10 protein-coding genes are annotated in these 16,756 nt (G+C 63.7%); 2 read left to right on the plus strand and 8 right to left on the minus strand.

The genetic code is table 11. The features are described from left to right. Window positions 1-526 precede the first annotated feature (526 nt). Complete coding sequence (locus CJ179_RS46610) at window positions 527-4,027, plus strand: serine/threonine-protein kinase (RefSeq protein ID WP_095865979.1); 3,501 nt, start codon at window positions 527-529, stop codon at window positions 4,025-4,027. 261 nt (window positions 4,028-4,288) lie between these two features. On the opposite strand, the gene CJ179_RS46615 is transcribed toward CJ179_RS46610, so the two are convergent. From CJ179_RS46615 to CJ179_RS46645, 7 genes are all read right to left on the minus strand, one after another. Further along, the gene (locus CJ179_RS46615) at window positions 4,289-5,518 is read right to left on the minus strand and encodes an MFS transporter (protein WP_257016238.1); all 1,230 of its coding nucleotides are present in this window, start codon (window positions 5,516-5,518) and stop codon (window positions 4,289-4,291) included. Between the two features lie 249 nt (window positions 5,519-5,767). Next, a complete protein-coding gene (locus CJ179_RS46620; RefSeq protein WP_025433357.1) occupies window positions 5,768-6,550 on the minus strand; it encodes an SDR family NAD(P)-dependent oxidoreductase in 783 nt (260 codons plus the stop codon). A 73-nt stretch (window positions 6,551-6,623) separates the two neighbouring features. Next, entirely contained in the window at window positions 6,624-7,601 is a 978-nt protein-coding gene (locus CJ179_RS46625; protein WP_226955567.1) for an ABC transporter permease, read from the minus strand. 50 nt (window positions 7,602-7,651) lie between these two features. Next, entirely contained in the window at window positions 7,652-8,653 is a 1,002-nt protein-coding gene (locus CJ179_RS46630; protein ID WP_095865980.1) for an ABC transporter permease, read from the minus strand. Further along, window positions 8,650-10,173 (minus strand): sugar ABC transporter ATP-binding protein, encoded by a 1,524-nt coding sequence (locus tag CJ179_RS46635; RefSeq protein WP_257016239.1) that lies wholly within the window; start codon window positions 10,171-10,173, stop codon window positions 8,650-8,652. Before CJ179_RS46635 ends, CJ179_RS46630 begins: the two co-directional genes overlap by 4 nt. 65 nt (window positions 10,174-10,238) lie before the next feature. Next, on the minus strand, window positions 10,239-11,369 hold the full coding sequence (locus tag CJ179_RS46640; protein ID WP_257016240.1) for a sugar ABC transporter substrate-binding protein: 1,131 nt from the start codon (window positions 11,367-11,369) through the stop codon (window positions 10,239-10,241). A 225-nt stretch (window positions 11,370-11,594) separates the two neighbouring features. Then, complete coding sequence (locus tag CJ179_RS46645; RefSeq protein ID WP_257016241.1) at window positions 11,595-12,122, minus strand: nuclear transport factor 2 family protein; 528 nt, start codon at window positions 12,120-12,122, stop codon at window positions 11,595-11,597. Window positions 12,123-12,909: 787 nt separating this feature from the next. Here CJ179_RS46645 and CJ179_RS46650 point away from each other — a divergent pair. Further along, window positions 12,910-13,983: an alkene reductase gene (locus CJ179_RS46650; protein ID WP_095865983.1), complete on the plus strand. Its 1,074-nt coding sequence runs from the start codon at window positions 12,910-12,912 to the stop codon at window positions 13,981-13,983. Window positions 13,984-14,244: 261 nt separating this feature from the next. On the opposite strand, the gene CJ179_RS46655 is transcribed toward CJ179_RS46650, so the two are convergent. Then, window positions 14,245-16,440 (minus strand): LuxR C-terminal-related transcriptional regulator, encoded by a 2,196-nt coding sequence (locus CJ179_RS46655; RefSeq protein ID WP_257016242.1) that lies wholly within the window; start codon window positions 16,438-16,440, stop codon window positions 14,245-14,247. Between the last annotated feature and the right edge of the window lie 316 nt (window positions 16,441-16,756).

Here is a 16,756-nt window from a genome sequence, read left to right on the forward strand (position 1 = left end):
TCAACCGAACGCGATTGGGCACAACGGCTCCCGAGTCTCGCGTTCCGGTCGGGAATAGCTCGGCCGCCCTGGTCAGCGTCACCGAGGATGACGGCGTCACCGCGGTCCGCGGGACCGACGAGGTAGTGTCTTCCCGCGAGGATCCGTGTCTACGACAACGAGACGGTCGTTCCGCGCGGACCGGAAGCTTTGCTGCACTGCGGGTACGGGAAAATTCAGTCGACGGCCGCAAGGCTGGGAGTGGCACTCGCCCGCAATCAGTTGCTCGTCGTGCTGCCGTGCCACAGCTGAGTCGTCTGGGCTGGCGCACTCACCAGATATCCGGGAGCTGGGAGCGCTACTCGATCTTGACCCAACGGACGACCGACCGTCGACCACGACCTCAGCTGATCACGCGAGCCGCTCGAACTGATTACCTACCGACGATTCGAGCGTTCGGATTGGGGTTATGCTCGCATTGATGCTCGAGAGGTGATTTGCATGACACAGGGATTGTGGACACCGAGGCACGAGATCGAGGTCGGCCGTGGCCGAATACGATCCACTGGCGACGCAGCGTGATTTGACCTCGGGTATCGCCACGGAGTTGGCCGTGGCGGGGTTCGACGATGCCCAGGAGATCGGGCGGGGTGGCTTTGGTGTCGTCTACCGCTGCCTACAGCCATCCCTCGACCGCATCGTCGCGGTCAAGGTCCTCAGCGCCGATCTGGATCCGGACAATCTCGAGCGGTTCATTCGTGAGCAACGGGCCATGGGCCGGCTGTCCGGGCATCCGAACATCGCCAACATTTTGCAGGTCGGTGCCACGGCCAGCGGGCAGCCGTACATTGTGATGCACTACCACGCGCACGGTTCGCTGGCTTCCCGGATCCACCGCTCGGGGCCGATAGGTTGGGAGGAGGCGGTTCGACTCGGAGTAAAGGTCGCGGGCGCGCTCGAGACCGCGCACCGGGTCGGCACCGTGCATCGGGACGTCAAGCCCGCGAACATCCTGCTCACGGACTACGGTGAGCCGCAGCTGACCGATTTCGGAATCGCACGCATCGCGGGTGGCTTCGAGACCTCGACGCGCGCAGTGGTCGGCTCACCGGCGTTCACCGCACCCGAGGTGCTCAAAGGCCAGCCCCCCACCCCGGCATCGGACGTGTACGGCCTCGGGGCGACGCTGTTTTGCGCGATCACCGGGCATGCCGCGTTCGAGCGCCGCAGCGGCGAGCAGGTGGTGGCCCAATTCCTGCGGATCACCTCCCACCCGGTCCCGGAACTGCGTGGGGAGGACATCCCCGACGACGTATGTGCCGCGATCGAACGAGCGATGTCCCGGGAGCCGGCCAGTCGTCCTGCGACCGCCGTCGAATTCGGGGAGGACTTGCGCGAAGCCCAACTCCGGAACAGCCTGCCCGCCGACGAGATGGCCCTACCCGCCGACCTCGGCACGCAGACCCCCGATGAATACCGCCGCGGCGCCTCGACCAGGACTGCGTCGGGCAGGTCCGGCCCAATGACGACGGGCGGCCGGAACGATGCAGCGACGCCAGGGACGCCGCCCGCCCCCTCCACCCGATTCCGCCCGCCCACGCCGACCCGGCAACTGGTCGAACGTAGACATCTGATCGACTTCCTACGCGCCGGAGAGCGGCGCCGGTTGACGGTCATTCACGCTCCTGCCGGATTCGGCAAGAGCACCCTCGCCGCTCAATGGGGTGAAGTACTGACCGAGGAGGGTGCGGCGGTCGCGTGGCTGACGGTCGATCACGATGACAACAACATGGTGTGGTTTCTCTCGCATCTGGTCGAGGCGATCCGGCGGGTCCGCCCGGCCTTGGCGCGCGACCTCGGGCAGGCGCTCGACGAGCACGGCGACGAGGCCGAGCAATACGTCCTGTCGTCGCTGATCAACGAGATTCACGCCCGCGGCGAGCGGGTGGCGATCGTGATCGACGACTGGCACCGGGTCACAGACGCCGGGACACGCGAAGCCATGGGATTCCTGCTCGACAACGGCTGCCACCACATCCAGGTCGTCGTGGCAAGCCGCACCCGGGCCGGCCTTCCGATGAGTAGAATGCGCGTGCGCGATGAGCTTGTCGAAATCGATTACACCGCACTACGTTTCGATGACAATGAGGCACGATCCTTCCTGGTCGACCTGGGCGGACTGGAGCTGGAGCAGGAGGATGTCGCGGACCTGCGGAACTCGACCGACGGGTGGGTGGCGGCGTTGCAATTGGCATACCTGTCACTGCGTGGACGCGACGACCCCACCGAGCTGATCGGGCACATGTCGGGTCGGCATCACGCCATCGGCGAGTTCCTCGCCGAGAACGTGCTCGACACGTTGGAACCGGAGATCCTCGATTTTCTGCTGGCGACGTCGGTTACCGAACGGATCAGCGGCAGCCTCGCGGGCGCGCTGGCGCACGTGTCGCGCGGGCAGGCGCTACTCGAAATAGTCGAGGAGCGGGATCTGTTCCTGCGACGGGTGGACGAGGACGGAGTCTGGTTCCGGTACAACCACGTTTTCGCCGAGTTCCTGCAACGACGACTCGAGCGTGATCAGCCCGAGCGGATCGACGAACTTCACCGCACGGCATCGACCTGGTTCGCCGATCATGAGCTGCTCGGCGAGGCCGTCGATCACGCGCTCAGGGCTGGGGATCAGGTCCGGGCAGTCGAGCTCGTCGAGCGTGATGGCATGCACCTGATCGAGTACTCGCGCATGACGACCCTCCTTGGGATGGTTGCGAAACTCCCTCCCTCGCTGACGGAGTCACGTCCGTGGTTGCAACTCGCAGTGGCCTGGGCCAACATCATGCTGCACCGGGCCGCGCCTGCACAGCGGGCACTCGACCGCGTCGAATCAACGCTCGATCGTGTTCCCCCCACCGACGAGGTCGCCGACCTGCGTGTCGAGGCGGCTGTGATGCGAGGTGTTATTCGGTTCCGCGCGGACCGAGTCGACGGCGCGGACGAGTTGGTCCAGGCATGCCTGCCACGACTGGACACGTTGCGGCCGTGGGTCGTGTCGAGTGCCGCGAACATGGCAACCTATCGCGCGACATACCAGTTCGATTTCGACGAAGCGCGCCGACTGCAGGAATGGGCGTCCGCATTTCATGCGCGAACCAACGGCCCGTACCTGGTGATGCACGGGCACTGTTTCGCCGGCCTTGCCGCCTACGAACAACTCGATGTCGCCGCGGCGGAAAGCAGCTTTCGGGCGGGGGTGCGTGTGGCGAGCAAGTTGGGTGGCAAGCACTCAGAGGCCGCGCGCCTGGCCGATTCTCTCCTCGGCGCGTTGTTGTACGAACGGGGCGAGATCGACCAGGCCGAAATCTTGCTCGACGAAGGCTACGAGCTTGGGGGCGAGGGCGGTCTCGTGGAATTCAAGATCCCTCGGTATGTCCTCGGGGCGCGTATCAAGGCCCTGCGGGGCGACCGAATAACGGCAGCGAAGCGACTGGATGAGGGGGCGAGGATCGCTGTGACACTGTCTCTTCCGCGGTTGCGCGCCAACGTCGAGAACGAACGGATCAGGCTGGGGCTTCCCCTGAGTCCCGACATCCCGGTCTCGCGGCCCGCAGAATATTCCTCTCGTCGTCGACCGGTCGACGGTGTCGAGGCACTGACGGCACAGATCGAGGAGGCAACAGCCATCAGACTGCTGCTCGACGAGCATTCACCGGACCAGGCCGTGCTCGCGTGCACATGGGCAAAGGAGTGGACGAACCGACTCGAGGGCCGCGGTGCACACCGACTGTTGCTGCAGGCCAGAAGGTTGCTCATAGCCTGTCTGTCTGCCTCGGGTCGTATCGACGAAGCCAAGGAACTGCTCACCGCGATCGCGGCACAATGCGCCGAGCTGGGCATGATGCGTCACCTTCCCGATGGTGGACCACACATCGTCTCGCTCATCGCGGCGCTGCGGGAGGATCAGGTCGCCGGGACGTGGCGCAGCGATTGGGCGCAAGTCCCGGCCACATTCCTCGCGGACCTGGCGACTGCCGACGCGCCCCAAAGGATCTGAATCGTCACTGCACTCGGTTCCAGCAGCCGGCCAGCACGGCAATCCTTGCGAAGACGACGCAATGTGAACTCGCCACATGGCATGTTGAAGTTCGGTGCCTGTCTCCTTCATATGGACTCGCCCACAAACCTGTTCAGCGACGATGTTATGTACATCGGGCGCAACGTATACCATCCAACACGCTTGGCCTACCAAACCGACCCGTGATGGTCGCGACCTGCATAAGGGCGGCGCCGCGTTTGACGTGGCGCACTGAGTAGCCTAAAGAGCACTGTGACAGTAGATTTCGCAGTGCCGATCGGTGAGGAAGTACGCGAGGGCGAGGGCGGGTAGGACTACACCGGTGAGTGCGGCGGCTCTCCATCCACAATGGGCGTATACGAAGCCCCCAACGGCGGACCCGAGCGCGCCGCCGGCGAAGAATGTGGCCATGTACAGGCCGTTGAGGCGGGAGCGCAGCTGAGGGCCGAGGGCGTAAATGGCGCGTTGCCCCAGGACCACGTTGGTCATGACGCCGAAGTCGAGCAGGATTGCCGCACCAACCAGGATGCCGACGCCGAGGGCGGTTCCGGTGGGGACGAATGCGGCAGCTAACAGGGAAGCAAGTACAGCGAGGATGGCGATACATGTCCACGGTCGGGTCAGTCCGCGGTCGGCTAATCGGCCGGCGAGCGGGGATACTGCGGCGCCGACGGCGCCGACTAGGGCGAACACGGCAAGTCCCAATTGGGACAAACCGAACGCCTCGCTGGTCAGAAGCAGGGGAACGGTTGTCCAGAAGACACTGAAGGATCCGAACAGGCAGGCATGGTAGAGCGCGCGGCGCCGCAGCACCGGGGTTTCGCGCATGATGCCCGGAAGCGACCCCAGCAGCGCGCGGTAGCTCACCGTGTAGTCCGGGCGCCGAGTGGGCAACGTACATCGGATTGCGATGGCAATTGCCATGACGAGGAGCGCGGACATTGTGTAGACGGCTCGCCAGGACCAAACACTCGCGATGAGACTGGCGACCGGTCTGGCCAGCATGATTCCAAGGGTGAGTCCACTCATGACGGTGCCGATGACGCGGCCGCGCCGATGCTCGGGGGCATAGTGCGAAGTGAAGGGCACCAGCACTTGCACGGCTACCGCGGCGAGTCCGATCAGTCCCGAAATCATCAGGAACGGGATCGGCGCCCCACCGATGGCGGCAGCGACGAGGACCAGGGCTTCGATCGTCAGCAGAACCGAGATCAGGGCTCGGTTCTCGAACACATCGCCCAACGGTACGACGAGGAGAAGACCGAGACCGTAACCGATCTGGGTGAAGGTGACGATCAGCCCGGCGGTCTGCGGCGACATCCCGAGGGATGCGCCGATCTCGCCGAGAAGTGGCTGCGAGTAGTAGAGGTTGGCGACGACCACGCCGCAGGCCGTCGTGATCAGCACCATAAGCCATGCTGGCATTGCAGTGTTGGCGTTGTGAGCCGGGAGGTCGGTGACGCGGCTCATCGGATCTCCTCTCCACAATGAGCAGGTGGGCATCGCTTTGTGCGTCCGCACGCGGTGCACTCGGCACGGCCCGCACGTGAGCCCCGGCTACCTGAAATCGTCGGTCTGGCAGGGCCGAAGTCCGACTCGGACGCCGGTTGATGGGTATGGGCTCGTTGCGTTGCCCCGCAGGGTGGGGCCGTGGTGTCGGCGACTGAATCAGGCGCGGCGGCCGTCCCCACCAAGTCGATTCTTAGGCGGCCGCACCGCCTACTGAATAGTCCAACCCCCGTCTGCCATGTATACCGCTCCGTGTACGAAGCTGGCTTCGTCGCTGGCCAGGAAGAGCGCTACGTTGGCTAGTTCCGAGGGTTGGGCGTGGCGTCCGGCGGGCGCCTTGCGCAGTGCCTCGACCACAGGCAACTCTTCATTGTTGAGGATGTCCTTCGTCATTTCGGTCTCCACCGCGCCGGGGGCAATGGCGTTGACCCGCACGTTTTGGTGGGCGTAGTCGAATGCCATTTGCTTGGTGAATCCGATAACCCCATGCTTGGAGGTGGTGTAAGCGATCCCGCCGCCACCTGCGATGAGCGCTGAGACGGAGGCGGTGTTGACGATCGCTCCGCCCCCGGCGGCCAACATCGAGGGCAGCAGAGCCCTGCTGACCAAGAACATTCCCTTCAGGTTTACTCCGACCACTTTGTCCCACAACGCGTCGTCCGTCTCGAGTGCGGTGGCGTAGTCATCGAGGATCCCGGCATTGTTCATGATCACGGTGACTTCACCGAGGATCCGGATCGACTCTTCGGCGGCCGCCTCTACGCTGGCCGTGTCAGAGATATCGACCTGTACACCGGCTGCATCGCCTCCGCAGTTCCGAATGAACTCGACCGTTTCGTCGATGCGCTCCTTGTTCAGATCCCAGATGACGACGCGTGCACCTTCCATCGCGAATCGGAGCGCGCTCGCGCGGCCGATCCCCGACGCTCCGCCGGTGACGACCGCCTTACGGTTGGCCAAACGTGTGCCCTGGACGAAGCCGGTTTCACTCATGAGTCATCTTCCTTCGATATATCGGTAGTGGACAGCATTCTCGAGGTGTAGTGGTCGACCCCGGTACGGGAAGCTAGGGCACAGGGGTGGATGCAGATACCGTCGTCTGCGTGCGGGGTGTGCGCGAGGACCGCCGGGCAATATGGAATCTGCGGAGCGACTGGCCGATCGGAGAGGATCCGTTCGCGATGTCCAGGACCAGAAATACGAGCAGGACCGCTCCGGTCGCAAGGCTTGCCGCCCAGAATGCGGCGCCGTGCAAGGTCAGACCGGAGAGAAGGAACTGCAGGGTCAGAACGCCGACGAAGATGCCCGACATGCTTCCCCGGCCGCCGTACAGGCTGATCCCGCCGATCAAGGCTGCCGTGACGGCGGCGACAAGCAGCGTTTCGTGTCCACTTGGAGTGGCACTACCGGACCGCAGGGATGCCAGCGAGCCCGCCAGAGCAGCCAGCCCCGCCGAGAGAGCGAAGGCCAGAACGAGGGGCTTTGAGGGTGAGATACCGGCCGCGCGGGATTCCTTGCGCGCACCACCTATTGCGTAGATCTCTCGGCCGATGCGGGTGTACCGGAGGACGTACCCGACCGCCACCACGAGGGCAATCATTGTCAGACTGAACGGGGAGAAGATGACGAACCGCTCGCGCAAGGCGGTTGTGATCGCAAGGTTGGACAGGTCCATCGTCACGGTCTGCTCGTGTGAGAGTACGTATGCCACACCGCGCAAGGCGATGAAAGTCCCGAGTGTGAACACCAGTGAGGAGATGTTCAATCGGGCGATGAGGGCGCCTTGAACGACACCGAAGGCGACCCCCGCGATAGTCGCCGCGGCAACCGCGACCACGACCCCGGATCCGGACATCTGGACTGCGACGATTCCGGCGCAGGCGGCGATCGAGCCCACCGACAGATCGAGTTCACCGGCCAGCATGGTGACACCGAGTCCGGCGGCGACGATGCCGACGAGGGCACAGGATTCCAAGATCGCATAGATGTTGCCGCTGCTTGCATAGCCTCCGGTGGTGAGGGCGAAGAAAAGAAACACCAGCACCGCCAACGCGATGCGCAGTATGAGGTCATGGTGAAGAATTCGAGACCGCATCATTTAGCTCCCGCTCTGCCACGAACCAGGTGGAAGGACACCACAACAACCAGGATGAAGGCACCCATGATGGTCGTCCTTATTCCGAAGGACCAGCCCAGCAACAACATGTAGTTTTGAAGCATCGCGATGAAGACCGCGCCCAGCGCCGTTCGAGTCGGCGAACCCTGCCCACCCTGAATCGCGGTGCCACCGATGAGAATCGCTGCGACAACGTCGAAGTCGAGGCCGCCGAACTCGCTGATCCGGGCCTGGCTGAACTGCGCGGCGCCGAATATCCCCACGATGCCCGCCGCTACGCTCGCGACGACGAAGACTACGGTCGTGACCTTCCAGACCGCGATTCCGGAACTGAGCGCAGTGGCCCGGTTGGCACCGGTGACCACCGTTTGCCGCCCGAATCGTGTCTTGCTCATCACGAACCACGCAACGACGATCAGGATCAGGAACGCCCAGGTCTGCGTCGGCACCCCGAGCGGACGAGCGTTCCCCCACCACTCAACCGAGGTGCTTTCGATACGGACGTTCTTACCGCCAGTCGCGAGACCAGCGAGACCCGCGAGTAGTGCCCCGGCCCCCAAGGTGGTGACGATCGGGTTGGCACCCATCGAGACCAAAGCGCCCTGCACGGCACCGAGTATCAGGGTTACGATCAGCGTCGCGACGACAGCGAGGGCAAACGGCGCACCGTGTGACATCAGCAGAGCAAAGGTCACTCCGCCGAATACCGCTGTCTGCCCAAGCGCCAGTGAGAAGAATCGGCCGGCGACGGTGATGAACGTGGCACCGAGGGCAACGATTCCGGTCAGGGCCGCGGACCTGAGGATGGCCAGCGCGTTCGCTGTGGTGAGGAATGCCTCGTTGGTCAGCCCCGCGACGATGATCGCCGTAGCCAGCGCCACGGCGGCCCCCGCCAGCGGGAGATATCTTCTCGCTGCCGGGGCGTCTGCCGACGCGGGCGGATCTGCGGATGTGACCGTAGTCGTGCCGACCGCGCTCATATCTGTGCCTCCTCGGGGTGAGTGATATCCCGCAGCACGTCATGTGTGCTGATGGACGTGGCAGGAACCGTGCGAATGAGACGACCACGGAACATCGTGACGATGGTGTCGGCGAGGCCGTGAACCTCCTCGAGGTCCGACGAGGCGAACACGATCGCCAGGCCCTGCTCGGCGAGCGTCCGCAAGTGCTGGTAAATCTCGGCACGCGCACCGATGTCCACGCCGCGGGTCGGTTCCTGCACCAGTAGCACTTTCGGTGAGATACCCAGCCACTTTCCTAACGCGACCTTCTGCTGGTTTCCACCGCTGAGAGTGCCGGTCTTGTGGGGCATCCGGGTCGGGCTCAGAGCGACTTGCCCTGCGATCGCGTGGGTCAGTTCCCGGACCCGGCGTCGGCTGACGAGTCCGTTCGGCGAGATCGACTTGATGGCAGGAACCATCAAGTTGGTCGAGACGGTCAGGTCGGCGAAGATGCCATCCAGTTTCCGGTCACTCGAGCAGTACGCAATCCCGGACTTGATGGCGTCGGTGAGGGTGTGCGCCGGTGCTAGTAGCGCACCGTCGATCACGATTGACCCGGACTCGACTACGTCCACACCCGAAATCGCACGCACCAACGCACCTGAGCCGGAACCTAGCTGACCGGCCACCCCGATGATCTCCCCTGCGTGCAGTTGCATCGACACGGGATTGGGAAGCTCTCGGGTCGTGATGCCGGCCACGTCGAGGATGGCAGCTCTGAATGATTGGGCGCGTCTCGGGAACATGTCTTCGAGGGGACGACCGATCATCGTTTCGATGACCTTCTCGAGGGTGACGTCACTGACGTTGCAGGGAGGGTTGCTCCGGCCGCTGCGGAATATGGTGATGCGGTCGGCGATCTCGAAGACCTCACCGAGCCGGTGGGTCACGTACACGATGCTGTGCCCGGCGGCCGCGAGCCGCAGTACCGTACTTTTTACTCGTTCGATGTCGCTATCCGACAATGCCGCAGTGGGTTCGTCGAGAATGAGGATCTTTGCATCACGAGCGAGCAGACGGCCGATTTCGATGAGTTGGCGCTCTGCCACCGACAGCGTCTCCACCGGGGTGCGTGGATCGATGTGCTCTAGCCCCACGGCATCGAGATGCTTGCGCGCTTCCTTCGCGAGCCTCGCGGAGGTCCGCGCGCCCTTGAACGGTACGCCGCCGAGGAAGATATTCTCCGCGGCGCTCAGGGGGCCGATCACGCTCAGCTCCTGCTCGGCGACGGCGATACCGGCAGATCGTGAGCGCCGGGTACTGCCGAGTTGAGTCGGTTCGCCGTCGATCAGGATCGTTCCCTCGTCCGCGGATTCGAGGCCTGCGAGAATTTTCACCAGGGTGCTCTTGCCCGCGCCGTTTTCGCCGAGGAGCGCCATCACTTCGCCCCTGCGCAGATTGAAGTCCACTCCGCGAAGGGCGTGCACCGACCCGTAGGACTTCTTGATGCTTCTCATCTCGAGGACCGGCGGCGCGGCGCCGTTGTCGACAGAACCCATCGTTCGCTCTTCCGTCTCTGATTGTGAGGCTCGAATAGTTACACCGCTGATCTGCAGGGGGTAGTTCAGCTGTAGTTGCAGAGCTCCGATGCCGGCCTGCCCCAGATGGTCGTGCTGTCGAACGATGCTGCGGTGCCGTCGAGTTTGGTGTTGGGCATGAAGTTGCGCTTGTGCGGCGGGGTGTCGATCGACGGCGGTGCGTCCGCGGACAGGTCTGCATCGCCGTCGAGGACCGAGCCGTTGTTCAGGTAGGCCGCCAGCGCGTAGATCGCGGACTGCCCCTCGACGAGCGGAGATTGGATCGCCGAGCCGACGAGTTCACCGTTTATTACCGCAGCATTGGTGTTGGCGTTCATGCAGGTGCCTCCGACGAAGAGCGCGTCTTTGCCGGGAAGGATGCCGTTCTCTTTGGCTGCGCGGATGGCGCCGAGCGCCAGGGCATCGTTGACGCCGTACACCCAGGTGAATTTTCCCTTGTTGGCTGGGATGACCTGGGAGCCGATGCTGTAGCCCTCGGCTTCGAGGAATCCGCCGGATGTCACATCGCTGAGAACCGCTGACGAGGGAGAGCTCTGCTTCAACTCGTCGGTGAATCCGGCGACTCGTTGCTGGGCGGCCGTGTGGCCGGCAACTGTGTTGACGATCAGACCGTCGCCGAGGGGGACGCCGGCCTTTTGGGCGCCAGCGATGAGCAACTGCGCTGCTGTTCGACCGCTGCCGTAGTCGTTGACGCCGGCGTACGCGTCGAACAAGGAGTCCTGCTCGTCGGTGGGAACCTGGTTGAGAATGACGAGCGGAATTCCTGCTGCTTTGATGGCTTGTTCGGACGCTACTGCCGCTTCTCCGGAAATGGGGTTCAGCACAACGCCGACGGGCTTGGCGCCCTGAGCCAGCATCTGCTGGATTGCAGAGTCCTGTTCTTCCTGCGTCGACGCCTCGACATAGGAGACATCCCAGCCGTACGACTCTGCAACTTCACGTGCGCCGACCTCGTTCTGTCCGAAGTACGGATTCTCGCGGGACTGACCGAAGAACATCACCTCACCGGATGAGGGCATGCCGTCGGGCGCCGATGACGTGCTGCTTTGAGCGTTGCCGCACGCGGTGAGCAGGAGTGTGGCGGCTGTGCAACCGGCGACGGCGGTGAGGTAGGCCCGTTTGCGCTGACGGTCTGCGCGAGGTGGGAATTTCGACATGTTGACTCCTGTTTGGGGACTTGCCGGGGGCACTGCCGGTGGGATGGGTGGGGTGAGTACGCGATCCCGCCGAGCTGCGGCCTGGGGACCCTGCGATGTGCGCGAAGGATCGGACTTCGAGCAGCAATATCCGGCCGCCGGTATGACCGGATCGCCATGGGGAAGCGGGCCTCGATTGTCCGGGGATCATCGTCACCCGGTCAGACAGGGCGCCGATTATCGTGCCTATTTGTCGGACCAGACGACTCGAAGCCGGGTCAAGGTAAGCGCGGAGAACTTCCATTCCCCGTCCACGCGCTCATACTTCTCGTGGTAGTGACCGTAGCCGTGCATGACCTCGTCGCCGTAGTCCAGACGGTCGTACATCGACCAGCGCCCCACAGCGCGATTCGGGCTGATCAGCTCAATTTGTGGGTCGTGTCCTTGATGAACTGAGATGACCTCGGAGACTGCACCCGCGATGACCCGCGCCGTCGCTTTGCCGCCGCTGACGATCCAATCGTCAGGGTTGATGTCGGCTGCAGTCACCCCGTGATGTCCGATGTGATGTTGACCTTCACCACCGAAATCGACGCGTGCGTCCGGGGTGAAGAGCGCCTCGATGCCTGCCCAGTCCTTTTCGTCGACGACCTGGAAGTATCGTGACTTCAGCTGGCGAATCTCCTCGATGGCGCACAACTTGTCGATAGGGCCTGGAACATAGCGACTCTTCACTTCTCGCGTGTCCGCAGTTGATGACTCTGAAACGATCACGGATCCTCCTCGCCTAGGGATACCTATCCGGTCCATTGGGAGCGCTTAGCTGGATCTGCCGCGGGCCGTCCGTGTTTTGCTGCGGATACGTCGCGCAGCCAGAAGGTCGGCCGGCGATTCGAACGGCGCGTCAGGAACGACAAGTAGATGTAACGAACGGGATAATGCCTACAAACGCTCGTTCGTTGGATGTAACGTAGATCATAGTTCGCGGGGGCGCAAGAGACTGCGCACACCGATCAAGCACCCGCCGGCACCGTTCCACTGCCGGACATCCGCGCCCTCACTGCGAGTGCGGCCGTTCGAGATGAACGACTCCCCACACCAGAGCAGCCACATCAGGCCTGATTGCCACAGCCTGTGACACGCACCCGGCCATGCGTCCTCCTGTGAGGGTTGACACATCGACCGATACCACCAATACTTACGAACGTCCGTACGTTTTCGGCACGGGAGAGGCACTTCGACCAATCATCGATCGCACGCGGGTCAACCAAGACATCATGCGAGACACCAACCCCACCTGAGCATTACCGGATCCGACGATTCGTCCTACGACACCGTTCGATGAGTCCCGGACAGGGCTCTTTCGTCGCAACCTCGGGCCTCGCTGCGCCAACGAGACTGCGCTCTTGGGCTCGGCCGACGACGGCACCACCAAATTCACGCGCACCAGACACCGAAAGCGCGGTCGACAACCAACCGTGCAAATGGCAGTGCTTAGTACTGATGCAAGCCAAGCGATAGCCGGCGGACAAACATCCCCACAGTAAGGAGATCTCAGGTCATGTTGTTCGAGACATACAAATTGGGTTCACTCGAGCTGTCGAATCGAGTCGTCATGGCACCCATGACGCGGGTTCGCGCCTCCGAGACGGGACTGCCGTCCCAGAGTGCCGCGCTCTACTACGCGCAACGCGCCAGCGCAGGGCTCATCGTGAGCGAGGGCATTTCGCCGTCGAAGCAGGGACAGTCCGAGCCGAATATTCCCGGTCTCTACAACGATGAGCAGGAGGCGGCCTGGCGCCCGATCACCCAGTCTGTTCACGATGCCGGCGGCCGGATCTTCGCCCAGCTCATGCACGGCGGCCGCGTGGGGCACCCGGAGATCAACGGAATGCAGCCGCTCGGAGCCTCGCCCATCGCCGCCCAGGGCACGATCTTCAACTCCGGTGGTCGGCTCGCGTTCGTCACGCCCGTCGAGATGACCGTCGAGCAGATTCGAGAGCAGGTCAACGTGTTTGTCGCGGCGGCCGAGCGCGCGATCGCCGCCGGCTTCGACGGTGTCGAGATCCACGGCGCCAACGGCTACCTGATCCAGCAGTTCCTGTCGGACAACAGCAATCATCGCACCGACCAGTACGGCGGGTCGCATGAGAACCGGGCACGCTTCGCGGTCGAGGTCGCTACCGCCGTCAGCGCCGCCATCGGCGCCGACCGAGTGGGGATCAGGTTCTCACCCGGCGGGAAGTTCCACGACATGAACGAGAGCGATCCCGAGGGCCTCTACACCACGCTTCTCAACGCATTGAATCCGCTGGGGTTGGCGTACCTTCACATCCTCGAGACTGCATCGGACGATATCAACGACCGCATCCGGGAGATCTGGACTGGTCCGCTGATCGTGAACCCTGCGATTGTCGGAAGTGCAGACTTCGTCGACAGGGCGAATGCCGACCGGTGGTTGGCGCGCGGCGGCGACCTGATCGCATTCGGCCGGTACTTCATCTCCAATCCGGACTTGGTACGTCGCCTGCGCGATGGCCTCGACCTGACCATGCCCGATCTCGACACCTTTTACTCGGGCGGGGACAAGGGCTACATCGACTACCCGGAGTGGTCGGACAGCGCCGTCAGCTGACACTGATTGGGCGTGGCCGGGCCGGAGTTATTCCGGCCCGGCATGGGGTGCTGTGTTGAGCTACCAATGGAGTTGCTCCGCCGCAGATGCTGTCGGCGGGCATGTTGGGCCTCCAATGGGCGATGCCGGAGGGCGCGTGCGTTCGAGTTGCCTGCCGGTGTGCGCGATTCCATGACCCCATAGGCCCTCAAAACCCCGCCGCCCCGCGTTGTTGTGGCTCGAAAGCTCATCGTTCACCTGACGAACATCCACGTGATTGGGTCACCGCCCGTGCCAGCCGACTTCCAAGACAGCCTCGGGGTCGACGGCGTCGCGCTCTGTCAGCCAGGCGGCAACGTGGACGCGGGAGGTGAATCCGAGCTTGTTGAGTATCCGCTCGACGTGGCCTTGGGCTGTGCGCTGCGAAATGACCAGAGTCTCGGCGATCGCCTTGTTGGTCGACCCCTGCCTGATCAGCTGGGCGACCTGCCACTCACGTGGGGTCAATCGATCACCGGATCGGGTGCAGCGCTCATCTTGGTCGGGTTGTTCACCGAGTGCGTACGCCACGGCCTGGTCGAGGCTAAAGCGTCGCCCTCGCTGCTGCGCTTGGGATTGCTCCCGCTCGCCGAGTCTCAGCGTGGTCCGTGCGCGCACATCCTCGAGGTTTGCCGGTGCGCCGGTGGGGATGCGGCCGACACGGTGTTGCCATGCAGCTGCGGCTTCGAACAACACAGCGGCGCGTTCGGCGTGGCGGTCGGCGGTGAGGGTCGCGGCGATATGTAGGAGGTCGGCTGCAAGGACAGGACTTCGCAGCTGTCGTGTCAGATGTAGAGCAACTTCGAGGTGATGAGCTGCCCGTGTGGGTGCACCCGTCTCGGAGATAGCAGCGAGGGCCGTATGAGCAACGGCCCGGTTCACCGATTCGCCGTGTGCGTCGGAGATTACGAGGGCTTCTTGGAGGTAAGTGGCTGCGCTCTCGAGGTCGCCGTTGTGACCGAGAGCGCGACCGAGTCCGGTCAGTGCTTCCAAGCGTGCGGTGTCGTCCCCGGACGCATCAATCGCCTCGAGCGTGATTTCAAAGAGCGCGGCCGCCGTCGTGGCATCGTCAGTCACGAGCGACACTTCGGCTTCCGCACGTAGAACTAGTTGCCCTACGCCCGGATCCAAGTTCAGGGCGGCGAATCGACGCGCCTCGGCGAGCAGATCGAAGGCCTCACGAGATCGCCCCTGTAAGCCGGCCAGTGTGCTTTCGGCGCACAGCGCGGCGACCTGTGCGAATGAGCGTCCCGGGAGTTGGTGGGCCCGGGCGTGGCTCAGCCAGTGTCGGCCCTCGTCGAGGAGACCGCGTGTCACCCAAAAACGCCGGAGAGCGATCGCGATGCGAAGTCCGCACGGTGCGTCGCGCGGCTCGTCGAGGCAGGCCGACATCACGGCATAGAGGTTGGCCCGTTCTCGGTCGAGGCGATCGATGAGTTCGACCTGCCGAGAGCCTAGCCAACAGGCGTCCGCGTGGAGGGCGAGTTTGATGAACCAGTCTCGATACCTGTGGAGGACGGTCGTGTGCCGGTCGGTTGCCCGCAGCTTGTCGAGGCCGTAGTGGCGCACCGTCGCGAGCATGCGATATCGCACTAGACCGCGGGTCTGTTCGGGGGTGATGATCGACTTGTTGATCAGCGAGGTCAACACGTCGAGTAACTCGCCTGAGGTGGCGTAGCCGGCGCATACTGCTTCGGCGGCGTCGAGGTCGAATCCGTCTTCGAATATCGACAGCACCTCCCACAGACATCGCTCGGCCGCGGAGCACAGGTCGTAACTCCAGTCCAGGCTCGAGCGCAGGCTCTGCTGGCGGGCGGGCGCTCCCCGGCTGCCGAGGGTGAGGAAACAGCACGGGTCGTCGAGGTGTTCGAGGATCTGCTGTGCGGACAAGGCCCGCAGCCGCCGAGCCGCTAGCTCGATGGGTAGGGGAAGCCCCTCGAGACGCTGGCAAATCTTCACGACGGCGAACTGATTGTCCTCGGTGATCCCGAACCCGGGCACGGCGGCGCTGGCCCGATCGGCGAACAGGGCGACCGCCTCGTAGCTGGGGAGCCCGCTCGGTGAACTCGGGCAGTGGCAGTCGGGGGTCGCCAACGGTCGCAGCGCCAGGGTGGCTTCGCCGCCGATGCCCAGACATTCCCGACTGGTGGCCAGGATGCGCAGATCCGGGCAGACCCGAAGCAGTTTGCCGACCACTACCGCAACGTCGTCGACCAGGTGCTCGCAGTTGTCGAACACGAGTAGCGCGCGTTGTGCCGCCAGGTGTTCGGTCAGATCGTTGAGAGAGGGCGCTGTGATCTCGGGTGCCAGTGACTCGGCGAGGGTGCCGATCAGTTTCCTGGCGTCGTGCACCTCGCCGAGTTCGACGAGCCGGACACCGCCTGTGAACGTGTGCGCGACGTCTGCCGCCACGCGCAACGCCAGACGTGTTTTCCCCACTCCCCCTATTCCGGTCACGGTGACCAACCGGTGAGTACCGAGGAGTCGTTTGGCGTCAGCGAGTTCGGTGCGCCTCCCGACAAAGCTGGTTAACTCGAGCGGGAGGTGCACTGTTCGATCCCCAATGGCAAGCGACATGGAACCGCTTCTTTCAGTGGAGTTGCTTCGGTACCCGACACTCGCTTAAGCTTACGAGTGTTTGTTTGCTTTAGCCTACGACTCTACCCGGCGGATGACAAGGATCTCCCTGTCGGCCAACCATTTCAGGCCGAGTTTCAGCAGGTCTCGAAATCCGCGTCGGAGCGTCCATGGCTCG

It is taken from the genome of Rhodococcus sp. ACS1, assembly GCF_002300155.1.
Lineage (GTDB): Bacteria > Actinomycetota > Actinomycetes > Mycobacteriales > Mycobacteriaceae > Rhodococcus_F > Rhodococcus_F koreensis.